Source organism: Mycobacterium sp. SMC-14 (genome assembly GCF_046250075.1).
In the GTDB taxonomy this organism is placed as follows: Bacteria; Actinomycetota; Actinomycetes; order Mycobacteriales; family Mycobacteriaceae; genus Mycobacterium.
In genome coordinates this window covers 3,510,127-3,532,952 of sequence record NZ_CP176429.1, presented here as the reverse complement: position 1 = coordinate 3,532,952, position 22,826 = coordinate 3,510,127, and the positions used below count along the sequence as shown (strand labels likewise).

17 protein-coding genes and 5 riboswitches are annotated in these 22,826 nt (G+C 68.9%); of the genes, 10 read left to right on the top strand and 7 right to left on the bottom strand.

What is annotated here, in order from left to right:
- Positions 1–7 precede the first annotated feature (7 nt).
- On the bottom strand, positions 8–1,348 hold the full coding sequence (locus ACKY0W_RS16775) for a bifunctional o-acetylhomoserine/o-acetylserine sulfhydrylase (protein WP_409434992.1): 1,341 nt from the start codon (positions 1,346–1,348) through the stop codon (positions 8–10).
- A gap of 139 nt (positions 1,349–1,487) precedes the next feature.
- A riboswitch (SAM riboswitch) is annotated at positions 1,488–1,607 on the bottom strand.
- Between the two features lie 143 nt (positions 1,608–1,750).
- On the opposite strand from ACKY0W_RS16775, the gene ACKY0W_RS16770 reads away from it, so the two are divergent.
- Together ACKY0W_RS16770 and ACKY0W_RS16765 are read left to right on the top strand one after the other, a co-directional pair.
- The gene (locus ACKY0W_RS16770) at positions 1,751–3,985 is read left to right on the top strand and encodes an NADP-dependent isocitrate dehydrogenase (RefSeq protein WP_409434991.1); all 2,235 of its coding nucleotides are present in this window, start codon (positions 1,751–1,753) and stop codon (positions 3,983–3,985) included.
- Between the two features lie 123 nt (positions 3,986–4,108).
- A riboswitch (cobalamin riboswitch) is annotated at positions 4,109–4,260 on the top strand.
- Between the two features lie 54 nt (positions 4,261–4,314).
- Complete coding sequence (locus tag ACKY0W_RS16765) at positions 4,315–5,913, top strand: PPE domain-containing protein (protein ID WP_409434990.1); 1,599 nt, start codon at positions 4,315–4,317, stop codon at positions 5,911–5,913.
- A 14-nt stretch (positions 5,914–5,927) separates the two neighbouring features.
- Here the strand turns inward: ACKY0W_RS16765 and ACKY0W_RS16760 are convergent, their stop codons facing one another.
- Complete coding sequence (locus ACKY0W_RS16760; RefSeq protein ID WP_409434989.1) at positions 5,928–6,584, bottom strand: pyridoxamine 5'-phosphate oxidase family protein; 657 nt, start codon at positions 6,582–6,584, stop codon at positions 5,928–5,930.
- Between the two features lie 40 nt (positions 6,585–6,624).
- Here ACKY0W_RS16760 and ACKY0W_RS16755 point away from each other — a divergent pair, with 40 nt between their 5' ends.
- Together ACKY0W_RS16755 and ACKY0W_RS16750 are read left to right on the top strand one after the other, a co-directional pair.
- Complete coding sequence (locus ACKY0W_RS16755; protein WP_409434988.1) at positions 6,625–7,932, top strand: aminotransferase class I/II-fold pyridoxal phosphate-dependent enzyme; 1,308 nt, start codon at positions 6,625–6,627, stop codon at positions 7,930–7,932.
- Positions 7,933–7,953: 21 nt separating this feature from the next.
- Positions 7,954–8,137: riboswitch (cobalamin riboswitch) on the top strand.
- 74 nt (positions 8,138–8,211) lie between these two features.
- Entirely contained in the window at positions 8,212–9,942 is a 1,731-nt protein-coding gene (locus tag ACKY0W_RS16750; protein ID WP_409434987.1) for a PPE family protein, read from the top strand.
- Between the two features lie 124 nt (positions 9,943–10,066).
- On the opposite strand, the gene ACKY0W_RS16745 is transcribed toward ACKY0W_RS16750, so the two are convergent.
- The 4 genes from ACKY0W_RS16745 to ACKY0W_RS16730 are packed head-to-tail and all read right to left on the bottom strand — an operon-like array spanning position 10,067 to position 14,647.
- Entirely contained in the window at positions 10,067–10,645 is a 579-nt protein-coding gene (locus tag ACKY0W_RS16745; RefSeq protein WP_406757957.1) for a hypothetical protein, read from the bottom strand.
- A 14-nt stretch (positions 10,646–10,659) separates the two neighbouring features.
- Positions 10,660–12,417, bottom strand: a complete 1,758-nt coding sequence (locus ACKY0W_RS16740) for an ATP-binding cassette domain-containing protein (protein ID WP_409434986.1) — start codon at positions 12,415–12,417, stop codon at positions 10,660–10,662.
- Complete coding sequence (locus ACKY0W_RS16735) at positions 12,414–13,454, bottom strand: FecCD family ABC transporter permease (RefSeq protein ID WP_409434985.1); 1,041 nt, start codon at positions 13,452–13,454, stop codon at positions 12,414–12,416. The genes ACKY0W_RS16740 and ACKY0W_RS16735 overlap by 4 nt, the downstream gene beginning before the upstream one ends.
- Entirely contained in the window at positions 13,451–14,647 is a 1,197-nt protein-coding gene (locus ACKY0W_RS16730) for an ABC transporter substrate-binding protein (RefSeq protein WP_409434984.1), read from the bottom strand. Before ACKY0W_RS16730 ends, ACKY0W_RS16735 begins: the two co-directional genes overlap by 4 nt.
- A 36-nt stretch (positions 14,648–14,683) precedes the next feature.
- Positions 14,684–14,873: riboswitch (cobalamin riboswitch) on the bottom strand.
- Positions 14,865–15,001: riboswitch (cobalamin riboswitch) on the top strand. (Overlaps the previous riboswitch by 9 nt.)
- A 28-nt stretch (positions 15,002–15,029) precedes the next feature.
- On the opposite strand from ACKY0W_RS16730, the gene cobN reads away from it, so the two are divergent.
- Genes cobN through ACKY0W_RS16710 form a run of 4 tightly spaced genes read left to right on the top strand, consistent with a single transcriptional unit; the run spans position 15,030 to position 21,536 of the window.
- Positions 15,030–18,620: a cobaltochelatase subunit CobN gene (cobN, locus tag ACKY0W_RS16725; protein WP_409434983.1), complete on the top strand. Its 3,591-nt coding sequence runs from the start codon at positions 15,030–15,032 to the stop codon at positions 18,618–18,620.
- Positions 18,617–19,354: a precorrin-6A synthase (deacetylating) gene (cobF, locus tag ACKY0W_RS16720; protein ID WP_409434982.1), complete on the top strand. Its 738-nt coding sequence runs from the start codon at positions 18,617–18,619 to the stop codon at positions 19,352–19,354. Before cobN ends, cobF begins: the two co-directional genes overlap by 4 nt.
- A complete protein-coding gene (locus tag ACKY0W_RS16715) occupies positions 19,354–20,805 on the top strand; it encodes a cobyric acid synthase (protein WP_409434981.1) in 1,452 nt (483 codons plus the stop codon). Before cobF ends, ACKY0W_RS16715 begins: the two co-directional genes overlap by 1 nt.
- Positions 20,802–21,536, top strand: coding sequence for a cobalt-precorrin-6A reductase (locus ACKY0W_RS16710; protein ID WP_409434980.1), 735 nt, complete (start codon positions 20,802–20,804; stop codon positions 21,534–21,536). The genes ACKY0W_RS16715 and ACKY0W_RS16710 overlap by 4 nt, the downstream gene beginning before the upstream one ends.
- Here the strand turns inward: ACKY0W_RS16710 and ACKY0W_RS16705 are convergent.
- Positions 21,522–21,968 carry a hypothetical protein gene (locus ACKY0W_RS16705; RefSeq protein ID WP_409434979.1) on the bottom strand — a complete coding sequence of 149 codons (447 nt, stop codon included), beginning with the start codon at positions 21,966–21,968 and terminating at the stop codon, positions 21,522–21,524. The genes ACKY0W_RS16710 and ACKY0W_RS16705 overlap by 15 nt on opposite strands.
- A 121-nt stretch (positions 21,969–22,089) precedes the next feature.
- On the opposite strand from ACKY0W_RS16705, the gene ACKY0W_RS16700 reads away from it, so the two are divergent.
- Both ACKY0W_RS16700 and ACKY0W_RS16695 read left to right on the top strand, forming a co-directional pair.
- On the top strand, positions 22,090–22,380 hold the full coding sequence (locus tag ACKY0W_RS16700; RefSeq protein ID WP_409434978.1) for an antibiotic biosynthesis monooxygenase family protein: 291 nt from the start codon (positions 22,090–22,092) through the stop codon (positions 22,378–22,380).
- Positions 22,381–22,395: 15 nt separating this feature from the next.
- Positions 22,396–22,821 carry a nitroreductase family deazaflavin-dependent oxidoreductase gene (locus ACKY0W_RS16695; protein ID WP_409434977.1) on the top strand — a complete coding sequence of 142 codons (426 nt, stop codon included), beginning with the start codon at positions 22,396–22,398 and terminating at the stop codon, positions 22,819–22,821.
- The last annotated feature ends 5 nt before the right edge of the window (positions 22,822–22,826 follow it).

Below are 22,826 nucleotides of genomic sequence, written 5' to 3'. Positions count from 1 at the left end.
GACCGCCTCAACGGGCCGCCAGCGCCGACGAGCCGCCGAGCTGTGTCGATGCCGCGGCGAAACCGAGCTCCAGGTCCGCCAGGATGTCCGCGATGCCCTCGATGCCGACCGCCAGCCGAACCAGGCCCGGCGTCACACCGCTGGCCAGCTGCTCTTCGGCGCTGAGCTGGCCGTGCGTCGTCGACGCCGGGTGGATCACCAGCGAACGCACGTCACCGATGTTGGCGACGTGGCTGTGCAGCTTCAGTGCGTCGACGAACGCCTTGCCGGCCTCGATGCCGCCGGGGAGCTCGAACGAGAGCACACCGCCGACACCCTTCGGTGCCAGCTGCTGGGCCAGTGCGTGCCACGGCGAGCTGGCCAGCCCGGCGTAGTTGACGCTCAGCACGTCGTCGCGGGCCTCCAGGAACTCCGCGACCCGCTGGGCGTTCGCGACGTGGCGCTCCACCCGCAGGCTCAGCGTCTCCAGGCCCTGGGCGATCAGGAAGGCATTGAACGGCGAGATCGCAGAGCCCAGGTCGCGCAGCAGTTGCACGCGGGCCTTGAGTGCGAACGCGGGCGCTCCCAGGTCGGCGAAGACCGCGCCGTGGTAGCTCGGGTCGGGTGTGGTGAAACCGGGGTGGCGGCCCTGGGTCCAGTCGAAGGTCCCACCGTCGACGATCACGCCCGCGATCGCCGCGCCGTGCCCGCCCAAGTACTTGGTGGCCGAGTGCACCACGATGTCGGCACCGTGGGCCAGCGGCTGGATCAGGTAGGGGGTCGCCACGGTGTTGTCGACGATCAGCGGCACCCCGTTGTCGTGCGCCACGCCCGACACGCCCGGAATGTCGAGCACGTCGATCTTCGGGTTGGAGATGGTCTCGGCGAAGAAGGCCTTGGTGTTGGGCCGCACCGCCGCCCGCCAGGACTCCAGGTCATCGGGGTCCTCGACGAAGGTGGTCTCGATACCCAGCTTGGTCAGCGAGTAGTGCAGCAGATTGTAGGTGCCGCCGTAGAGCCGCGGGCTGGAGACGATGTGGTCGCCGGCGCCGGCGAGATTGAGGATCGCGAAGGTCGCCGCGGCGGACCCGGAGGCCACCAGCAGCGCCGCGACCCCGCCTTCGAGTGCGGCGATCCGCTGCTCGACGACGTCATTGGTCGGGTTCATGATCCGGGTGTAGATGTTGCCCGGAACCTCCAGCCCGAACAGCTTGGCCGCGTGATCGGTGTTGTCGAACGTGTAGGAGGTGGTCTGGTAAATCGGCAACGCGCGGGCATTGGTGGTCGCGTCGGGAACCTGCCCGGCGTGGACCTGCTTAGTCTCGAACGACCAGTGCGAACTTGGGTCGATGTTGTTGTCGGCGGTCATTGCTGAATGGTTTCCTCGGGTTTGTTGTCGCTGGTGACGAGCGGATTAGGCCTGGGTTCAGCGACAACAGCAACGGGTGAGCGGGCGCAAGGAGGCACGCATCAGGTTCCCCTGTCTACTCGGGGGGCCCGTTGTGGCGGACCCGCGCTTGCCGCGTAGCCGATAGTGGCTACTCAACCCGGTCATCACCCGGGGCACCCCACCGCGGTTGGAGGGTTGCCGGCCAGCAAGCCGGGGCTTCGCGCTGGCACTCATGACCGTCACGCAGCCTATCGCATCCCGTATAGCTGTCGCCACCTGCTCACCGGCGGTGAACGCCGTGGACCGGTACGCGATACTGATGCCGCCGTGTACAACGCGGGACAATCGAACACCTAAGAACCTGACGCCGGGAGAACAGCCATGTGCGCCGACCAGCCGACCATCATCTACACGCTGACTGACGAGGCGCCGCTGTTGGCGACGTACTCGTTCCTGCCGATCGTGCAGGCCTTCACCGGGCCCGCGGGTATCGACGTCCAAGCCAGTGACATCTCGCTTGCGGCCCGCATCCTGGCCGCCTTCCCCGACTGCCTGACCGACGAGCAGCGGGTGCCGGACAACCTGGCCGAACTCGGCCGACTTACCCAGCTGCCGGATACCACGATCATCAAGCTGCCCAACATCAGCGCCTCGGTGCCGCAGCTGGTCTCCGCCATCAAGGAGCTGCAGGGCAAGGGCTTCAAGCTGCCGGACTACCCCGAGGACCCCAAGTCTGAGCAGGAGCGCGACGTTCACGACCGCTATGCCAAGTGCCTGGGTTCTGCAGTGAATCCGGTACTGCGGGAAGGCAACTCGGACCGTCGTGCGCCCAAGGCGGTCAAGGAGTACGCCCGCAAGCACCCGCACAGCATGGGCGAGTGGTCACAGGCCTCGCGCACGCACGTGGCGACCATGAAGCACGGCGACTTCTACCACGGTGAGAAGTCGATGACGCTGGACCGCGACCGCGACGTCAAGATGCAGCTGACGACCAAGAGCGGCAACACGATTGTGCTCAAGGAGAAGGTGTCGCTGCTGGACGGCACGGTCATCGACTCGATGTTCATGAGCGTGGCGGCGCTACGCGAGTTCTACGAGGAGCAGATGGAGGACGCCCGCAAGACCGGCGTGATGTTCTCCCTGCACGTCAAGGCGACCATGATGAAGGTCAGCCACCCGATCGTGTTCGGCCACGCCATCAAGGTGTTCTACAAGGACGCATTCGCCAAGCACCAGAAGCTCTTCGACGACCTGGGCGTCAACGTCAACAACGGCATGGTCGACCTGTACAGCAAGATCGAGACGTTGCCGGCCTCCCAGCGCGACGAGATCATCGAGGACCTGCACGCCTGTCGGGAGCACCGGCCGGAGCTGGCGATGGTGGATTCGGCGCACGGGATCACCAACTTCCACTCGCCCTCGGATGTCATCGTGGACGCCTCGATGCCGGCGATGATCCGGGCCGGCGGCAAGATGTACGGCGCCGATGGACGGACCAAGGACACCAAGGCGGTCAACCCGGAGTCGACGTTCGCCCGGATCTACCAGGAGATCATCAACTTCTGCAAGACTCACGGGCAGTTCGACCCGGCCACCATGGGCACCGTCCCGAACGTCGGGCTGATGGCGCAGAAGGCCGAGGAGTACGGCAGCCACGACAAGACGTTCGAGGTCCCCGAGGCCGGCGTCGCCGACATCGTGGACCTGGCCACCGGTGAGGTGCTGCTGACCCAGAACGTGGAGGCCGGTGACATCTGGCGGCTCTGCACGGTCACCGACGCCGCCATCAGGGACTGGGTGAAACTGGCCGTTCAGCGGGCCCGGGCGTCGGGCATGACGGTGGTGTTCTGGCTGGACACCGAGCGTCCGCACGAGGCCGAGCTGCGCAAGAAGGTCAAGGCCTACCTGTTGGATTACGACACCGAGGGCCTGGAGATCCAGATCATGCCGCAGGTGTGGGCCATGCGGTACACCCTGGAGCGGCTGATCCGCGGACAGGACACCATCGCCGCCACCGGCAACATCCTGCGCGATTACCTAACCGACCTGTTCCCGATCCTGGAGCTGGGCACCAGCGCCAAGATGCTGTCGATCGTGCCGTTGATGGCCGGCGGCGGCATGTACGAGACGGGTGCGGGCGGTTCGGCCCCCAAGCACGTCAAGCAGCTGGTGGAGGAGAACCACCTGCGCTGGGACTCGCTCGGCGAATTCCTGGCGCTGGGTGCCAGCTTCGATGACCTGGGTGCCAAGACCGGCAATTCCCGCGCCAAGATCCTGGGCGAGACGCTGGACTCGGCGATCGGCAAGCTGCTGGATGCCAACCAGAGCCCGTCGCGCAAGACCGGCGAGCTCGACAACCGCGGTAGCCAGTTCTACCTGGCCAAGCACTGGGCGGATGAGCTTGCCGCGCAGACCGAGGACGCCGAGCTGGCCAAGCACTTCGCGGGGCTGGCGAACACGCTGGCCAAGAACGAGGACGTCATCCTGGGTGAGCTGGCCGTGGTGCAGGGCAACGCGGTGGACATCGGTGGTTATTACGCGCCGGACCACGACCTGACCTCGGCGGTGATGCGGCCCAGCCCGACGCTGAACGCCGCGATCGACGCCAAGGACTGAGGTTCCCCGCCGAGTGTGAATCCGCCGACGGAAACGCCGGAGGATCCGTCGTGGATTTCACACTCGGCGGCGCTCAGGGCGCCTAGCGTGCGACAATTCGCTGGTAAGGCGAAGGCGACGTTAGGAATCCGGTGCGAATCCGGCGGTTCAGCCAGGCTCGTCGGAGTTGGCCCGAAGGGTCGGCGAAGGCGAGCCGAAGCTGGGGCCGCCGCTTCAATTCCGGAGCGGTCCCGCCACTGTGATCGGGGGAGTGAACTCGCCCGAGAGCCAGATACTCACGTCGTCGCACCCTCGGTTTGGGGCGGAGCACCCCGAGAGAGCTGGCGATAGTGACCGCGCCGATCTGGATCGCGTCACCTCCGGAAGTCCATTCCACGTTGCTGTCGACCGGTCCTGGGGCAGGCCCGCTGCTGGCGTCGGCGGCGGCGTTGACCACGCTGAGCACCGAGTACGCCGAGATCGCCGACGAGCTGGCAGCGCTGCTGGGTGCGGTGCAGGCCGGGGCGTGGCAGGGCCCGAGCGCCGAAGCCTATGTGGCGGCGAACGTGCCGTATCTGGCCTGGCTGCTGCACGCCGGCATCACCAGCGCGGTGATGGCCGCCCAGCAACAGACCGCGGCCGCCGCCTACAGCTCGGCATTGGCGGCAATGCCGACCCTGGCCGAGCTGGCGGCTAACCACGCCACCCACGCGGTGCTGGTCGCCACCAACTTCTTCGGCGTCAACACCATCCCGATCACGCTCAATGAGGCCGACTACGGCCGGATGTGGTTGCAGGCCGCCACGGTGATGACCACCTATCAGGCCGTCGCGGGCACCGCGGTGGCGTCGAGCCCGCAGACCTCTGCGGCGCCGCAGATCGCCAAGGCGCAGTCCGCCGACGCCAGCCAGCCGCAGCTCCCGCCGGATCGGCAGAACGAGATCATGGAGTGGTTGCAGAACAGTGGCTACGTCGACTTCTACAACAAGGTGCTGCAGCCGATGATCGACCAGCTGGCGAGCAACCCCTTCTTCCAGTCGATGTTCGGCGGGTTCGACCCCTGGCTGCCGGTCCTGGGCAACCCGCTGAGCTTTCTGAGCCCCTACAACCTCGCGTTCGCGATCGGCTATCCGATGGACTTCGGATCGTTCGCCGCCTACCTGTCGCAGACATTCGCATTCATCGGCGCCGATATCGCCGCGGCGTTCGCGTCCGGTAATCCCAGCACCATTGCATTCACGCTGATGTTCGCCGCAGTGGAAGCGGTCGGCACGATCATCACCGACGTGATCGCGCTGCTCAAGACGCTGCTGGAGCAGGCTCTGGTGTTGATTCCGGTGGTGCTGCCGATGCTGACTGCCGCTCTGGCGCCACTGGCCGCGGCACCGTTGGCCGGACTGGCGGGGTTGTCCGGGCTGGCCGCGCTGCATGCCGTTCCGGTGCCGGTGGTTCCGATCATGCCCCCGCCCTTCGCCGGGGTGACGGTGGCTCCCACGCCTCCGGTTCCCGCGCCGGCCCCGGCTCCCGCGCCGGCACCCGCTCTGGCCCCGGCGCCGCCCGGTGCGCCGCCGGCGCCCCCTCCGCCGCCCGCGCCGCCGTTGGCCCCGGGGGACAGTCTGGCCGCCATGTATCTGGTCGCCAGCGCGAGCCAGCAGTCCCGCCGGGCCGCGGGCACCAGTGCGCGTCGACGCAAAGCGCCCGAACCCGACGCCGCCGCGGCACCGGCGGAGGCCGCCGTCGCCGAGGAGAAGACCAAGGCCCGCCGGCGGCGGCGTGTGAAGGCCGACATGCTCGGCCGCGGGTATGAGTACATGGACCTCGAAGACGCCGCGGACGCCGTCGAGCCGAGCGGACTCACCGCCCTTGGCGCCGACGCATTCGGTGGCGGTGCCACCACCCCGATGACGCCGGGCACTTGGATGCCGGAGTACGGCAGGCAGGCGACCTAGGTCATCGCGCTAACTCACCGCGGCCTGCGATAGGACTTCAGGTAGGGCGGCAGCGCGATGGCCGGGTCGAGGTCGGCGGCCGGCTCCGGGCACCCGGCGACCATCCGCAGCGGAACCACGCCCGCCCAGTGCGGCAACGCGATGTCTTCGGGTTCGTCGTTGGGTCCGCCGTCGCGCACTGAGGCGGACACCTTCACCAGGTCGAGGGCCAGCACCGCGGTGGCCGCCAGCTCCCGGCGGTTGGGCGGCCGGGCATCGGCGGCCCGGCCGGGTGCGACGTGATCGAGCAGCGCATCGAGCCCGAGCCGCTTCTCGGCCTCGTCCTGGACCAGGCGGGCGGCGCCGATGACGACCACCGAGCGGTAGGCCATCGAATGGTGTAGCGCCGAGCGGGCCAGCACCAACCCGTCGATCAGGGTGGCGGTGACGCAGACCGGTAGCCCGGTGGGGCCGGCGGCCAGCACCGGGCCGCTGCCGGTGGAGCCATGCAGATACAGCGTCTCGTCGACTCGGGCGTGCGTGGTGGGCAGCACCACCGGATGGCCGTCGCGGGAGTAACCCAGATGGCAGATCAGCGCCTCGTCCAGGATGTGGTGCACGGTGTCGCGGTCGTAGCGGGCCCGTTCCCGATACCGGGTGGGGGTGGTCTGCGGCGTCGGTGCGTAGGACACGAGCTTGCCTCCGTTAATGTACTAGTGCAATATTGGAGTTGTGTCAGTACAATACAGCATTACCGGCGAGGGTGCCGAGGCCATTGCGGCCAGCGTCGAGGAGGGCATCGCGCAAGGTGCGTTGGCGCCGGGGGCCGCGCTGCCACCGATTCGCGGGCTGGCCCAGCAGCTCGGGGTGAATCCGAATACCGTGGCTGCCGCCTACCGGTTGTTGCGAGACCGCGGCGCCGTCGAAAGCTCGGGACGGCGAGGTACCCGGGTGCGCGATCGGCCGGCGACCACACCGCGGTCGCTGCGCGGGCTGGCGGTGCCCCCAGGCGTGCGAGACCTATCGACGGGAAACCCCAATCCGGCGCTGCTGCCCGTAATCACCGCAGCTCCGGGACCCGTTGTGCTCTACGGGAACCCGCCGATCACGCCGGCGCTGGCCGAGCATGCCGCGGCCGAACTGGCCGCCGACGGTGTGCCGGCCGATCACCTGGCGGTCACCTCCGGAGCGCTGGACGGAATCGAGCGGGTGCTCTGCGCCCACCTGCGTCCCGGCGACCGGGTGGCCGTCGAAGATCCGGGGTGGCCCAACCTGCTCGACCTACTCGGTGCGCTGGGCCTCATTCCGGAGCCGGTCGCGGTCGACGACGACGGTCCGCTGCCTGCCGAATTGGCTCGCGCGCTGGGGCGCGGAGTGCGCGCAGTGGTGGTGACCAGCCGTGCTCAGAACCCCACCGGCGCAGCGGTTTCCGCGGATCGTGCGGATGCCCTGCGGGCATTGCTGGACGATTCGGAGGTGCTGCTGGTCGAAGACGACCACGGCGCGGCCATCGCCGGGGTGCCGCTGCACTCGCTGGCAGGCGTGACCCGGCACTGGGCGTTCATTCGGTCGGTGGCCAAGGCGTATGGCCCGGATCTGCGGCTGGCGGTGCTGGCCGGTGACCCGCGCACCGTCGAACGGGTGCAGGGTCGCCAGCGGCTGGGGCCGGGCTGGGTCAGTCACCTGCTGCAGAACCTGTCGGTCGAACTGTGGCGCGACGCCGCGGCGACGCAGCGGGTGGCCGACGCCGAAGCCGCTTACCGTGCGGCCCGCGACGGACTGTGCACGGCACTGGCCGACCGGGGCGTGCTCGCGCACGGCCGTTCCGGGCTCAACGTGTGGATCCCGGTACCCGACGAGGCGGTGGCGATGACGGCGTTGTTCGCCGCGGGCTGGGCCGCGGCGCCGGGGGCGCGGTTCCGGATCCGGGGCGCCCCGGGCCTGCGGATCACCATCGCCGAGTTGGCCCCCGCCGACATCGAACCGCTGGCCGATGCGGTCACCGAAGCGGTGCGCGGCCCCGGCCGCGCCAGCGTGTAGTTGCGCTTTAGGGGCGTTACGCGTCGCAGCGTGCGATAATGCACCGGTACGGCAACGATGGTGCAGGAAGCCGGTGTGAATCCGGCACGGTCCCGCCACTGTGATCGGGGAGCGACCCTCAACTGCCACGGCTCTGATGGAGCTGGAAGGCGAGGCGAGCGTTGATCCGAGAGTCAGGACACTCACATCGTCGCATCCTGCGACCCGGGGCGGTGTACCCCGAGAGAGCTGACAAACTCCCATGTTGCGCCCTTATCGGGTGGCATCCGGTGGTCTGCGATGACTGCGCCGATCTGGATGGCCTCTCCGCCAGAAGTACATTCGACGTCACTGTCGGCCGGCCCGGGTGCCGGTCCCTTGCTGTCATCGGCCGCCGCGTGGAGCGCGCTGAGCACTGAATATGCCGCAATCGCCGACGATCTGACGGCGGTGCTGGGTGCAGTGCAGGCCGGGTCGTGGCAGGGGCCGTCCGCCGAGGCCTTCGTGACCGCCCACGCGCCGTATCTGGCCTGGCTGATGCGCGCCGTCGCCAACAGTGCCGCCACGGCGGCTCAACAGGAGACCGCTGCCGCGGGGTACACCGCCGCGTTGGCGGCGATGCCGACCATGGCCGAGCTGGTCGCCAACCACGTCACGCACGCGGTGCTGGTGGGCACAAACTTCTTCGGCGTCAACACGATTCCGATCGCGTTGAACGAGGCCGACTATGCACGGATGTGGGCGCAGGCCGCCGCCGTGATGACCACCTATCAGGCGGTGGCCGGCGCGGCGGTGGCGACCGCGGCGACGGCTCAGACCGAACCGGCGCCGGTGGTGCTCAAGACACCCGGCAGTGCGGCGGACACCGCGCCGGCGCCACCGCAGTGGTTTCTGGACTTCGCCAAATGGCTAGAAAGCCTGGTCCCGCATCCGCCCTATCCCGACAGCGGCCAGTACCCGCTGTATGCCGAGCTGCAGGAGTTCTTCAACAAGATCGGCTTCACCGGGCTCGCGGATCCGCTGGCCAAGTTCTTCGCCGCCCTGCAGAACGGATCGTCGTTACTGCCACCGCCCGGAGTGCCCGGGTCGTGGCTGGCGTGGACCGGCAACCCGCTGAGCTTCTTCAACCCGGGGAACCTGGCGTACATCTTCTCGGTGCCACTGGACCCGGGGTCCTACTTCGCCTTCACCAGCATCGTCATCATCGACGACCTGATCGCGATCATGTACACGGCCCTGTTCAACCCGCAGGGCCTGGCCCTGGTCATTCCGATGGCCATGGTCGAGATCGTCACCTCGACGATCGGCAACACCATTCAAGCGCTCAACTACCTACTCACCCAGACGATATTGCTGCCGGCGCTGTTACCGGCGCTCGCCGCCACGAGTCTGCTGGCTCCGGCCGGGGTGATCGGCGGTCTGGGCATCGGGGCGCTGGCACATCACGCGGTGGCAGCCGCGGTTCCGCCGCCGGCCCCGCCGCCGCCCGCGCTGACGTTGGCCCAGCCGCCGGCACCGGCCCCCGCGCCGGCTCCGGCGCCTTCACCCGCCCCCGCGCCTTCACCCGCACCGGCAGCCGCCCCTCCGCCGCCCGGTGCGCCGCCGCCGACCCCCGCGGGACCTCCGTCGGTCACGATGCCGGCCTACATGTACATGGTCGGCGGCCTGGACATGGGCGCTCGACGTGGCTCGGGCACCAGCTCCCGCAAGAAGGCGGCGCCGCAGCCGGACAGTGCCGCGGTGCCCGCGGAGGAATCGGCGGAGCAGAAATCGCCGCAGCGGCGCCGGCGCCGGGCCAAGGCCGGCATGCTCGGCCGGGGCTACGAGTACATGGACTTGGAGCCGGATCCGATGGAGCTTGCCGGGGCGGTCGCCTCGAGTAGAGGCGCTGGATCGCAGGGCTTCGCCGGTGCCACCCACCGGGTGACCAGTGCCCGACCGGGCGGGCTGACCGCCCTGGCCGACGATGGTTTCGGCGGTGGTGCGGTCAGCCCGATGATGCCCAACACCTGGCCGATCGAACCCGACTAGCGAAGGCCAGAGCTAACCGCCGGGTCTGTTGCGGCGGTCCAGCTTCGGCTCTCCTTCGTCGAGTCTCGCTAACCGCCGAGTCTGTTGCGGCGGTCCAGCTTCGGCTCTCCTTCGTCGAGTCTCGCTAACCGCCGCAGCGGATCCGATTCCCGCCGCGGTCCAGCGGGTCCGGCCCCAGGCCCAGGTACTTGTCGCGCAGCTTGTCCCACAACTCCAACTGGCCCCACTCGGGCTCGTCGCGCATCTGCTGGTCGTTGGTGAGGAACGGGTTCGGCAGCATCACCGTCATCATCTGCTCGTCGCGCCCGTTGAACAGGCGCACGCCCCACGACTGCGGGTTGCCGTCCTTGCCGATTCGGCGGTACAGCTCGGCCCGCGTGCAGCGGCGAATGCGTCCCAGTTCCGAGCCGCTGGCCCGGTGCTTGCCGATGCACAGGTGGAAGTGCCAGCGGCCGAAATCGATGGTGGCGTAGCCGTCGAGCATGGAGATCTTGCGCGGCGCGCTGGGGGCGGCCACTTCCCAGGCTGCGCCCTCCATGATGATGCCGAACCAGATCTCGTCCCAGTACTCGTCGAAGCACAGGTGCAGCAGATCCAGCAGGCTCTGCTGATCGGTCGGCAGCGGCCAGCGTTGTTCGCGGCCGCGGTCTTCGGTGTCGACGATCGGGGGATCGGCGACGACGGTTCCGGTGTTCTCGGTCATGGGAATCCCTTCCTTCATGGGTTCAGGCGAACCTGGGGCTTGTGGGTCAGTGCGCAGTCGCCGCACAGTCCGCCGCCGGGCGTGCGGTAGAACAGGCAGCAGCTGGCTCGGCGGTAGTCGGTCCCGGAGTCGCTGAAACATACTGCGCCAGAGAGTCGTTCGTCATCGCACATGGTACGTGCGAGATTCCAACTGGGCTGGTCTGCAAGGTCACCGCCGTGATGCCAGCGCAGGGCACGGGCGGCGCCCAGGGCTGCGGAGGCGATATTGCCGCGCAGCAGCCCTTCCGAGATCGGGCCGAGCCGGCGTACCGCGGCGGCCAACGGTTCCAGGTGGCCGGTCAGGATCATGTCGGCCAGCTCCGGCTCCAGGTCGTCGCCCGCCGAAGACCCCTGCCAGGCCGTCGGATTCGGCAGATGCAGCCGGACCGGCCCGCCCGAATCGGTGTACCAGAGCTGGTCGGGATCCAGATCGATCAAGAGTCGATGCTCGGCCAGTCCGCCCAGCCCGACCGACCACAGTCGTGCCGCGAATCCGAGGTAGAAGGTGGACACCGCCACACGAAGATCTGCTGTTCCGATGCGGTCCTGCACTCCGGCGATAGCGTCCGCGAGCAGATCGGGGTCGGTGTAGAGCTGTGTCACCGGATGCCAGTCGGCGTCGTCCGCCATCCCGGTGGAGACCGCGAAATAGGAGCTGACAGCGGATAACTCGGCCAGCGCCGTGATCGTCTGATCCTGGGAGGCGCAGCGGTGGGTGGTCGCAGGCAGGGCGCGCAGTCGCTGCGGCAGGTCGCGTAGCGCCATGACCTGATTGCCGGATGTGGAACGCAGCATGACGGCGGCAGGATCGGTTGCCGTGAGCACGATTTCGGCGGAATCGCCGAGTCCCCAGCCCTCGCGGGACAGCACCCGGGTCAGTGCCGAGCGCAACGGCTCCTCGGCGTCGACCCGGGCGGTGCGCTCGTTGGCGTCCCCGACGAAGGTGAACATGCCGCTGGCCGGGTCGAAGCGCAGTGTGTCGTTGCCGAACATCTCCCCGATGCGCCCGGACACCATCAACTCTTCGCCGACCGTGTCCACCAACGTGCCCGCCGGATCCATCAGCCACACCCGATCGGCTACCCGCAGCGCCAATTCCAGATCGTGGGTGCTCAACACCACCGCCAACTGCTGGTCGCGGGCGAGCTCGCGCAGCAGCCCGAACAGTGCGGCCCGCGAGGACACATCCAGGAACGCGGTCGGCTCGTCGAGGATCAGCAGGCCCGGCTGTTGGGCCAGCGCCCGGGCGGTCAGGACCCGTTGGCATTCGCCGTCGGACAGTTCGGTGGCCGGCCGTGACGCCAGATGCTGGGCGCCGGTCGCCGCCAGCGCCCAGTCGATGATCTCCTCGTCGGCCGGGCGCAGCCGGCCGCCCAGACCCAGGTGTGGGATGCGGCCCAGCCCCACGAGCTCCCGCGCCGACAGTAGGCCCGGATCGACGCGCTCGGTCAGCACCACCGCGACCCGGCGGGCCAGCTCGTCTCGGGGCAGTGCGGTCAGGTCGGTGCCGTCCAGCAGGACACGTCCGCCGAGCGCGGGCTGCAACCCGGCCAGTGTGCGGATCAGGGTGGACTTGCCGGCACCGTTGGGCCCGATCAGCACGGTCAGTTCGCCGCGCCGCGCTTGGGCGGCCAGTCCGGCCGCTACCGTCGTCGACCGGCGCCGGTTGCGGTAGCCGATCGCCAGACCGGCGAGCTCGACAGCCGCCGCTGTCATAGACGCCGGCGTCATGACGGCAACCCCGATCCGCGACGGGCCCGCAACAGCACGGCGATCACCACCGGCGCCCCGACCAGCGCGGTGACCGCATTGATCGGGATGATCAGGTCGCTGCCGGGCACCTGGCTGACGATGCCGCAGCCCAGCGCGGCGACCGCGCCCAGCAGTATCACCGCCGGGACCACCACGCGATGGTCGGAGGTGCCGACCACGATGCGGGCGATGTGCGGCACCACCAGCCCGAGGAACGCGATCGGTCCGCAGAACGCGGTCGTGACACCCGCCAGCAGCGACGCCGAGATGACCGTGACCACCCGGGCCCGGTGCACGTTGATGCCCATCGTCGCCGCGTAACTCTCGCCGAGCAGCAGGGCGTTGAGCGGGCGGATCGTCAGCGCCGCGGTCAGTAGCCCGACCGCCACCAGCGGCAGCAGCAACTCCAGATCGGCCCAGCCGGTTCCGGCGAAACTGCCCAGGCCCCACAGCAGGTACTGCTGCACCCGCTGTGGATCGGAGTACACCATCGCCAGGCTCACCAGCGCGGTGCTGGCCGCACCGATCATCACCCCGATCAGCAGCAGCGTCGCCGCCGAGCGGGTCCACCGCGACAAGACCAGCACCAGCGTGAGCATCGCCGCCGCCCCCAGGGCCGCCGCGATCACTTCCGCGGCGCGGCTGGCTCCGGCCACCGCGGTGGTGAATCCGCCGCCTGCCGCGCCACCGAGCAGCACCACCAGCGCGACGCCGAGGCTGGCACCGGAGCTCACGCCGAGGATGTAGGGGTCGGCGAGGGTGTTGCGGAATAGGGTTTGCAGCTGCAGTCCGGCGACCCCGAGCGCGGACCCGGCGGCCAGCGCGGTGAGCACCCGCGGTAACCGCATGTTCCAGACGATCACCTGCCAGCGCGGGTCGGAGGGCTCGGCGCCGAACAGCACCTGCACGGTGTCGAGCACCGGCACCCGCACCGGCCCGAGCACCAACCCCAGCACGGCCAGCAGAACCACCGCGGCGCTCAGCGCGGTCAATACCAGGGCGATACGTGGCTTCATCGCGACACCCGCCGGTAGAACTCGAATGGATGGTTGGCGGCCAGCGCGGGATGCAGGATCGCGACCAGGTCGCCGAGCAGCAGATCCGGGCGCGCGGTGCCGCGTTCCCAGTAGAGGTTGCCGCCTCCGGGGGTCATCGCCTTGGTCGCCGACCACACGTGGCCGATCCGCAGCGCGGTCAGCTCGCCGTAGCGGCTGTCGCGGGCCACCGCGTCGCCCAGGGTCCGCCAGTCGTCGGTGACCAGCCATACCGGCGCGGTGCCGGCACTGGCGTACACCGACTCGAAGTTCAGTTGCCGGTTTTCGGCGCCGGTGTCCGACAGCCAGGGGTAGGTGCCTCCGGCGTCGGCGACCAGACGCCCCGAATAGCTGTCGCCGGTGGGCATCGACCAGCTGCCCGAATACATGGTGCCGACCAGAACCTCGGCGGGCTTCGCCCCGGCGGCTTGAGCGGCCAGGGCACGGTAACGGTTGCGGATGTCCTGGTAGGTCTGCGCGGCCTGACGTTCGGTCCCGGTCAGCGCGGCGAACACCTTCATCCACTCGGCTCGGCCCAGGGGAGTGGATTCCAGCCATTCGGCGTCGGCCAGTACGGGCAGACCGGCCTCGCGCAGCTTGGGATAGCCGGGATCGTCGATACCTTCGGTGACCAGCAGATCGGGGCCGGCACTGAGCACCCGCTCGACGTTGAGCTGTCCGCCGGGGGCGTACCCGACGATCTCACCGGTCTCGATGCGGGCGCGAATCTGCGGATCGGCGACGGCGGCCGGGCTCGCCACTCCGGTGACCACGCCGGCTTGCCCGAGTTCGGTGATCATCGCCAGGTGCGTCGTCGAGCCCGAGTAGAGGCTGTGTACCGGGACGGTGATCTGTTGGGCGTGGGCCAGTTCGCCGCTCAGTGCCGGTGCGGGCGCACCGCAACGCACCAGTACATAGGACACCGGCTTGCCGCCGAGGTAGGGCCGTTTGACAGTCAGGACCTGGTAGCTGCCGTGGTATTCGAGGACGAAGTTGGTGGCCTCGGTCAGCGTCGACTTGTCGGGAAAATAGTCGGCAGCCGGATCGAAGTCGGTGATGCAGCCGGCGCGCGCCTGCGGGGTGCGGGCTGCGAGTTCGCCAGAGCAGCTGGCCAACGACAGCGCGGTGGCCAGCGCTACCAGGAGCGCAGGAACTACCCGCAACGCACGGGGCATGGGCGTGAGTCAGCTTCCTCGGGGTACACCGCCCCGGTACGCAGGACGCGTTGACGTGAGTCTCCTGGCTCTCGGATCACTGCTTGCCTCGCCTTCCAACCCCACAAGTGGCGGGCCGTGGCTGATGAGGGTCGCTCCCCGATGACAGTGGCGGGACCGCGCCGGATTCACACCGGCTTCCTCAATCGTCATCGCCTTACCGGCGACATTGTTGCATGCCGTGCTGCGTTAGGCTGGCCGCCGTCTCGTGGCGTCAGGAACCCGGTGCGAATCCGGGGCGGTTCCGCCACTGTGAAGGGCCATCGGCGCAGCCGGGCCCGTTAGCCAGATACGGCCACGAGACATCCGACGACGAGGGGCGAGAACCCCGAGGAGGCCCCTGATGGCTGATGCACGCCGTATCGCGCTGTTGTCCACGTCCGACACCGACCTGCTGTCCGCGCGGGCCAGTGGCGCGGCGTACCGGCTCGGCAACCCGGCACGCCACGACATCGAACCGCTGGTGGCCGGCACCGACGTCGTGGTGCTGCGCATCCTGGGGTCGTCGGCCGAGATCGCCGACGAACTGAAGCTGCTGCGCGCGACGGGCCTGCCGCTGGTGGTGCTCGGCGGGGAGCGCTCGCCCAACGCCGAGTTGATGGAGTGCTCGACGGTCCCGATCGGCCTGGCCGCGCAGGCACACGCCTATCTCGCCGAGGGTGGGCCGGCCAATCTCGCGCAGCTGCACGCGTTCTTGTGTGACACGGTGCTGCTCACCGGGGAGGGTTTCGATGAGCCGGCGGTGATCCCGGAGTGGGGTTACGGCAAGCGCGAGTCTGTCGAGGCTCCCGACGCGGTGCGGATCGGGGTGCTCTACTACCGGGCCCATGAGGTCAGCGGCAATGCCGGTTTCGCGCACGCGCTGGCCGACGCCATCGATGGGGTAAAGGTCGCCACCGGGGCGGTCGGGGTGCCGATCTTCGCCGCGTCGCTGCGCAACGCCCCCGATGAGCTGTTTGAGGCGCTGGCGCAGCTCGATGCGGTGGTGGTCTGCATGCTGGCGGCCGGTGGGGCGATGAATGCCACCGCCGGTGTCAGTGCCGGTGACGACGACGGCGCGTGGGACATCGAACGGATCGCGGCGCTGGACATTCCGGTGTTCCAGGGACTGTGCCTGGCGTCGTCGCGCGCGGATTGGGAGGCCAACGACGACGGCGTCAGCCCACTGGATTCGGCCACTCAGATCGCCATCCCGGAATTCGACGGACGAATCATCACGGTTCCGTTCTCCTTTAAGGAGATCGACGACGACGGGCTGCCGCACTACGCCGCCGACCCCGAGCGCTGCGCCCGGGTGGCTGGAGTCGCGGTGAATCACGCTGTGCTGCGCCGCATCCCGAATGCCCAGAAGAAGCTGGCGCTGGTGCTGTCGGCCTACCCCACCAAGCACTCCCGGGTGGGCAACGCCGTCGGCCTGGACACCCCGGTCTCGGCGGTGCGGCTGCTGCGCCGGTTGTCCGACGAGGGCTATGACGTCGGGGACGGCTTCGGGGTGCTGGATGTCGCTGACGAGACGCAGGCAGGGGATCGGCTGATCCACACCCTGATCGAGGCGGGCGGTCAGGACGAGGACTGGCTGTCCGCCGCGCAGCTGGCCGGCGCGCAGGTGCGGGTCACCACGCAGCAGTACGCGCAGTGGACCGCCGAGTTGCCCGACGACCTGCGCGATGCCATGTCAACGGCGTGGGGTCCGGCACCGGGCAAGCTGTTCGTCAACGAGGCCGGCGAGATCGTGCTGGCCTCGCTGCAATCCGGCAACATCGTGCTGATGATCCAGCCGCCCCGCGGATTCGGGGAGAACCCGGTGGCGATCTACCACGACCCGGAGCTGCCGCCGAGCCACCACTACCTGGCCGCGTACCGTTGGCTCGCACATGGTTTCGGTGCGCACGCGGTGATCCACCTGGGCAAACACGGATCGATGGAATGGCTGCCCGGAAAGACCGCGGCGCTGTCTTCGGCCTGCGCCACCGACGCCATGATCGCCGACCTGCCGCTGATCTATCCCTTCCTGGTCAACGACCCGGGTGAGGGTGCCCAGGCCAAACGGCGGGCGCATGCCACGATCGTCGACCACCTGATCCCGCCGATGGCGCGCGCGGAGTCCTACGGCGACATCGCGCGATTGGAGCAGCTGCTCGACGAGTACGGCAACATCGCGACCATGGATCCGGCCAAGCTGCCGGCGATCCGCGGTGAGATCTGGAACCTGATGCGGGCCGCGGAGATGCACCGCGACCTGGGCCTGGACGAGCGGCCCGAGGATGAGGAATTCGACGACTTCCTGCTGCACGTCGACGGCTGGCTCTGTGAGATCAAGGACGCCCAGATCCGCGACGGCCTGCACGTGCTCGGCGGCGCGCCGGCCGGCCCGGAACGGGTGAACCTGGTGCTGGCGATCCTGCGCGCCCCGCAGGTGTGGGGCGGGGTGGACCACGCGGTGCCCGGCTTGCGGGCCGCCTTGGGGCTCAAGGAAGAGTCCGCTGCCGCGGTCGTCGACGAGATCGAGGGCCGCGCCCGCGCATTGGTCGAAGCCATGGAGTCGGCCGGTTGGGAAGCAGGCCTTGCCGACACGCTGCATCCCGACCCCGAGGTCTGCCGGGTGCTGAGATTCGCCGCCACCGAGGTTGTTCCGCGACTGGCCGGCACGTCGGCCGAACTCGACGCGGTGCTGCACGCGCTGGCCGGCGGGTTCGTGCGTCCGGGGCCGAGCGGTTCGCCGCTGCGCGGTCTGGTCAACGTGCTGCCCACCGGGCGCAACTTCTACACCGTCGACCCCCGCGCGGTGCCGTCCCGGCTGGCGTGGCAGACCGGGCAGGCGATGGCCGACTCGCTGGTGCGCCGCTACCTCGACGACACCGGCAGCTATCCGGAGTCGGTCGGGCTGTCGGTGTGGGGAACCTCGGCGATGCGCACCTCGGGCGACGACGTCGCCGAGGTGCTGGCGCTGCTCGGGGTGCGTCCCGAATGGGATGAGGCATCCCGGAGGGTGTCCGGGCTGGCAGTCATCGCACCCGAAGAGCTTGGCCGGCCCAGAATCGATGTGACGGTCCGGATCTCCGGGTTCTTCCGGGACGCCTTCCCGCACGTGGTGGCGATGCTCGACGACGCGGTGCAGATGGTCGCCACCCTCGACGAGCCCGACGACGCGAACTTCGTCGCCGCACACGCCCGCGCCGATCTGGCCGAACACGGGGATCTGCGCCGCGCCACCACCCGGATCTTCGGTTCGGCGCCCGGTTCCTACGGGGCGGGAATCCTGCAGGTGATCGAATCCGGGACCTGGCGTGACGACAAGGACCTGGCGGAGGTCTACACCACCTGGGGCGGGTTCGCCTACGGCCGCGGGCTCGGCGGCGCGCCGGCTGCCGACGACATGCGCACCAACTACCGCCGGATCAAGGTGGCCGCCAAGAACATCGACACCCGAGAGCATGACATCGCCGACTCCGACGACTACTTCGTCTATCACGGCGGCATGATCGCGACCGTGCGTGCCCTGACTGGCGCCGACCCGAAAGCCTATGTGGGCGACTCGACCTCGCCGGATGCGATCCGCACCCGCACGCTGGCCGAAGAGACCGCCCGGGTGTTCCGGGCGCGGGTGGTCAACCCGCGCTGGATCTCCGCGATGCGCCGACACGGTTACAAGGGTGCGTTCGAACTGGCCGCCACCGTCGACTACCTGTTCGGCTTCGACGCCACCGCGGGCGTGGTGCACGACTGGATGTACGAAAAGCTCGCGGCCGAGTACGTCTTAGACCCGCAGACCCGGGAGTTCCTCGACAAATCGAACCCGTGGGCGCTCCACGGAATCGTGGAACGGCTGACCGAGGCCGCCGATCGCGGCCTGTGGGAGCACCCCGACCCGGAGACCCTGGCGGCATTGCGGCAGGCTTACCTAGACGTGGAAGGCGACCTGGAGGACCGGTGAAAGTCTGGATTCTCGGAATCGGCATGGGACCTGCGCACGTCACCGCCGAGGTCGCCAGCGCACTGCGGTCCGCCGACTACGTAGTGGCATCCGAGAAGTCCTCCGACGACGGTCTTTTGGCATTGCGGCGCACCATCGTCGACACCTACGCCCCCTCGACCCCTATCGTCGCGGTCGCCGACCCGGCCCGCGACCGCTCCCCGGGGCTGACCGAGCCCGGCTATGCCCACGCCGTGGCGGACTGGCATGCTGCCCGGGCGCAGCGCTACGCCGACGTGCTGCGGTCCCGCGGCGGCACCGCAGCCTTCCTGGTCTGGGGCGACCCGGCACTGTACGACTCGACCATCCGGATCGTCGAGCGGGTGAAAGCCCTTGGGGTCGAGCTGGATTACGACGTGCTGCCAGGAATCAGCGCCCCGCAACTGCTGGCCGCCCGGCATCGGATCGTGCTGCATGAAGTGGGCCGGCCGGTGCACATCACCACCGGCCGGCGGCTGGCGGAGGCGGTCGCCGCCGGTCAGGACAACATCGTGGCGATGCTCAACCCGGACAGTCTCGATCTGTCCACGGTGGCCGAGTGGACGATCTGGTGGGGCGCCAACCTCGGTGCGGCGGGGGAGCGGCTGGTCACCGGACGGGTTTGTGACGTCGTCGAGGAGATCACGGCCGCCCGCGATGCGGCCCGGGCCGAGGCGGGTTGGGTGATGGATGTGTTCCTGGTGCGGCGAACCTGATGGCGGGCATCCTGATCGCCGGAACCACCAGCGACGCCGGTAAGACGGTGGTGGCCACCGGAGTGTGCCGTGCGCTGGCGCGCCGCGGTGTGCGGGTGGCGCCGTACAAGGCGCAGAACATGTCGAACAACTCCATGGTGTGCGTCAGCGCCGCCGGTGCGACGACGGAGATCGGTCGGGCGCAATGGATTCAGGCCTGCGCTGCGCGGGTCGAACCGGAGCCGGCGATGAACCCGGTACTGCTCAAGCCCGGCAGTGACCAGCAGAGTCATGTGGTGCTCATGGGCCGGCCGTGGGGGACCCTCTCGTCGTCGAACTGGATGCACGGGCGCGCGGAGTTGGCTGCGGCCGCGCACCGTGCCTACGACGATCTCGCCGGGCGCTACGACGTGATTGTCGCAGAGGGAGCAGGAAGCCCGACCGAGATCAATTTGCGCGCCGGCGATTACGTGAACATGGGCCTGGCGCGGCACGCCGGCCTGCCGGTGGTGGTGGTCGGCGATGTGGACCGCGGCGGGGTGTTCGCGGCGTTCTTCGGCACCGTGGCCCTGCTGTCGGCGGAGGATCAGGCATTGGTGGCGGGGTTCATCGTGAACAAATTCCGTGGGCAGCTGCGGTTACTGGAGCCCGGCCTGGCCGATCTGGAGCGCCTCACCGGTCGGCGGGTGTTCGGCACCCTACCGTGGCATCCGGAGCTGTGGCTGGACTCCGAGGACGCGCTGGATTTGGACGGCCGGTGCTCGGGGCGCACCGGGGCGCGACGGGTCGCGGTGATCCGATTGCCGCGGATCAGCAACTTCACCGACTTGGACGCTTTGGGGCTCGAACCCGATCTGGACGTGGTGTTCGCTGCCGACCCGCGTGGGGTGTCCGACGCGGATCTGGTGGTGCTGCCCGGAACCCGGGCAACCATCAGCGATCTGGCCTGGCTGCGTTCACGCGGGATCGATGCCGCGATCGCCGCCCACGCCGCCGCGGGCAAGCCCGTACTAGGGATCTGCGGGGGATTCCAGATGCTGGGCCAGATGATCCGCGATCCCGAGGGAATCGAGGGAGCGCCCGGCGAGGTGCCCGGGCTGGGCCTGTTGGACGTCGAAACATATTTCACGGCAGAGAAAACCCTGCGGCTGTCCGATGGCGGCTACGAGATCCACCACGGCCGGATCAGCCGCGGAGACGTCGCCGATGCGTTTCCCGGCGGGGTCCGCGCCGGCCAGGTTTTCGGCACTATGCGACATGGGTGCTTGGAGGTCGACGCGTTGCGTGCGGCGTTCCTGGCCGACACCCTCGGGCTGGCGCCGTCGCAGGTGTCCTTTCCCGCCGCCCGGGAGCGCCGGCTGGACCTGCTCGGGGATCTGATCGAAGAGCACCTGGACGTCGAGGCGCTGTTGGAGTTGGCGGGCGGCGGCGCGCCGGCGGGGCTGGCGGTCCTACCGCCGGGGGCGCCATGACGCGCGTGCTGCTGCTCGGCGGCACCGCCGAAGCCCGAGCACTCGCCGATCGGCTGGTCGGTGCGGGCGTCGATGTCACGACGTCACTGGCCGGCCGGGTCGCCGATCCCCGGTTGCCGGTCGGAGCGGTGCGGATCGGCGGGTTCGGCGGAATCGCCGGTCTGCGGGCGGTATTGGCCGACTACGACATGGTCGTGGACGCCACCCATCCGTTCGCGACGACGATGTCGGCCAATGCGGCCAGCGCGTGTGCCGCGGCCGGCAGACCACTGCTGCGGCTGGAGCGGCCCGGCTGGTCGCAGCGGGCCGTGCAGTCGTGGCATTGGGCCGACTCACACGAGCAGGCCGCACAGATCGCGGCCCGGCTGGGGCGGCGGCCGGTGCTGACCATCGGGCGCCAGCAGTTGGCGTCATACCTACCGGAGTTGTCCGACGCTGCAGTGCTGGCGCGCGTGGTCGAGCCGCCGTCGATCGACCTGCCGTCCGGCTGGTCGCTGATCAGGGACCGGGGACCCTACGAGCTGCCCGGAGAGCTGGCGCTACTGCGCGATCACCACGCCGACGTCGTCGTCACGAAAGACTCCGGGGGGCAATACACCTGGCCCAAGATGCTGGCCGCCGAGGAACTCGGCCTGCCGGTGGTCATCGTGCGGCGTCCGGCCCGTCCGGCGGGCGTGGCCACGGTGAACGACGTCGAGCGGGCGCTGGCCTGGGTGCTAACCGGCGACTGAGGCGAGCTGCAATGCGGCGCCCGCGGTCAGCAGTGCGGCGACCTTGACCACCTCCAGCCCCGCATAGGCGTAGTGGGCGCGGGAGCGCTCGACGATTCCGCCGGGTGGAGCAGTCTGCGCGGCCAGCACCGCATCCGAGCGGCGGCGCAGCCGGGGCCGGACCACCAGGATCTGCGTGGTCAGCACAGCCACCGCAATGCAGACCCCGGCCAGCGAAATCGGTTCGGGGGGAGCGGTGGCCACCGCCAACACCACTACCGTGGCCAGCACGATCTCCACCGCATTGAGGGCCCGGAACACCAGCCGCCCGATCCCCAGTCCTAGCGGGATGGTGATCCCCGGTGCCCGGAACTTCAGTGGGGCTTCCAGGAACGAGATCGCCAACACCATGCCCAACCAGGCAAAGACCACTGCCGCCGCGAGAGCGCTCACCCCGCCACCTCCAGGAGTATCTGTGTCTATCAGTTGCAGGTAACCTATCTGTGTCATCCGGTAACAGACAAGAGTCTTTAGGCGGTAATCCTGGCCACACGCCGTCGGGCAGACTGGCAGCGTGATTGTGGAACATGGAGTACTGCCCATCCGGCCCGGCAGCGAAGCCGACTTCGAAGCAGCGTTCGCCAAGGCGCGCCCGTTGATCGCCGCCCAGCCCGGATTCCTGGGGATTTCGATGTCCCGGTCGGTCGAGTCGCCGAACCTCTACCTGTTGCTGGTGCAGTGGGAGAACATTGAGGCGCACACCGAGGGGTTTCGGAAGTCGCCGGAATTCGAGCAATGGCGTGTGTTGTTGCACGGTTTCTACGACTCACCGCCGGTGATCGAGCACTTCGTGGGTATCGACTAAAGGAGATGGTCGCCCGTGGACGCACAGCGAACCCTGGAGTTCAACGCCCGTAACATTGCGGAGTTCCGCAGCAGCGGCGGAAAACTCGGCGGACGGTTCGAAGGGGCTCCGGTCCTGTTGCTGACCACCACCGGGGCCAAATCCGGACAGCAGCGCACCAGCCCGATGATGTATCTCCCCGAGGGGAACCGGATCATCGTGTTCGCCTCCAACGAGGGCAAGGACAACCATCCGAGCTGGTATCACAACCTGCGGGCGAATCCCTCGGCGACTGTCGAACTCGGTACCGACACCTTCGCGGTCACTGCTACCGAGATCACCGGTGCCGAACATGACCGGCTCTACGGGATTCAGGCGCAGCGTTACCCGGGTTTCGCCACGTACCGCGAACGAACCCAGCGGGTCATCCCGGTGGTGGAGCTGGTCAGAACGGGCGCCTGACCCTA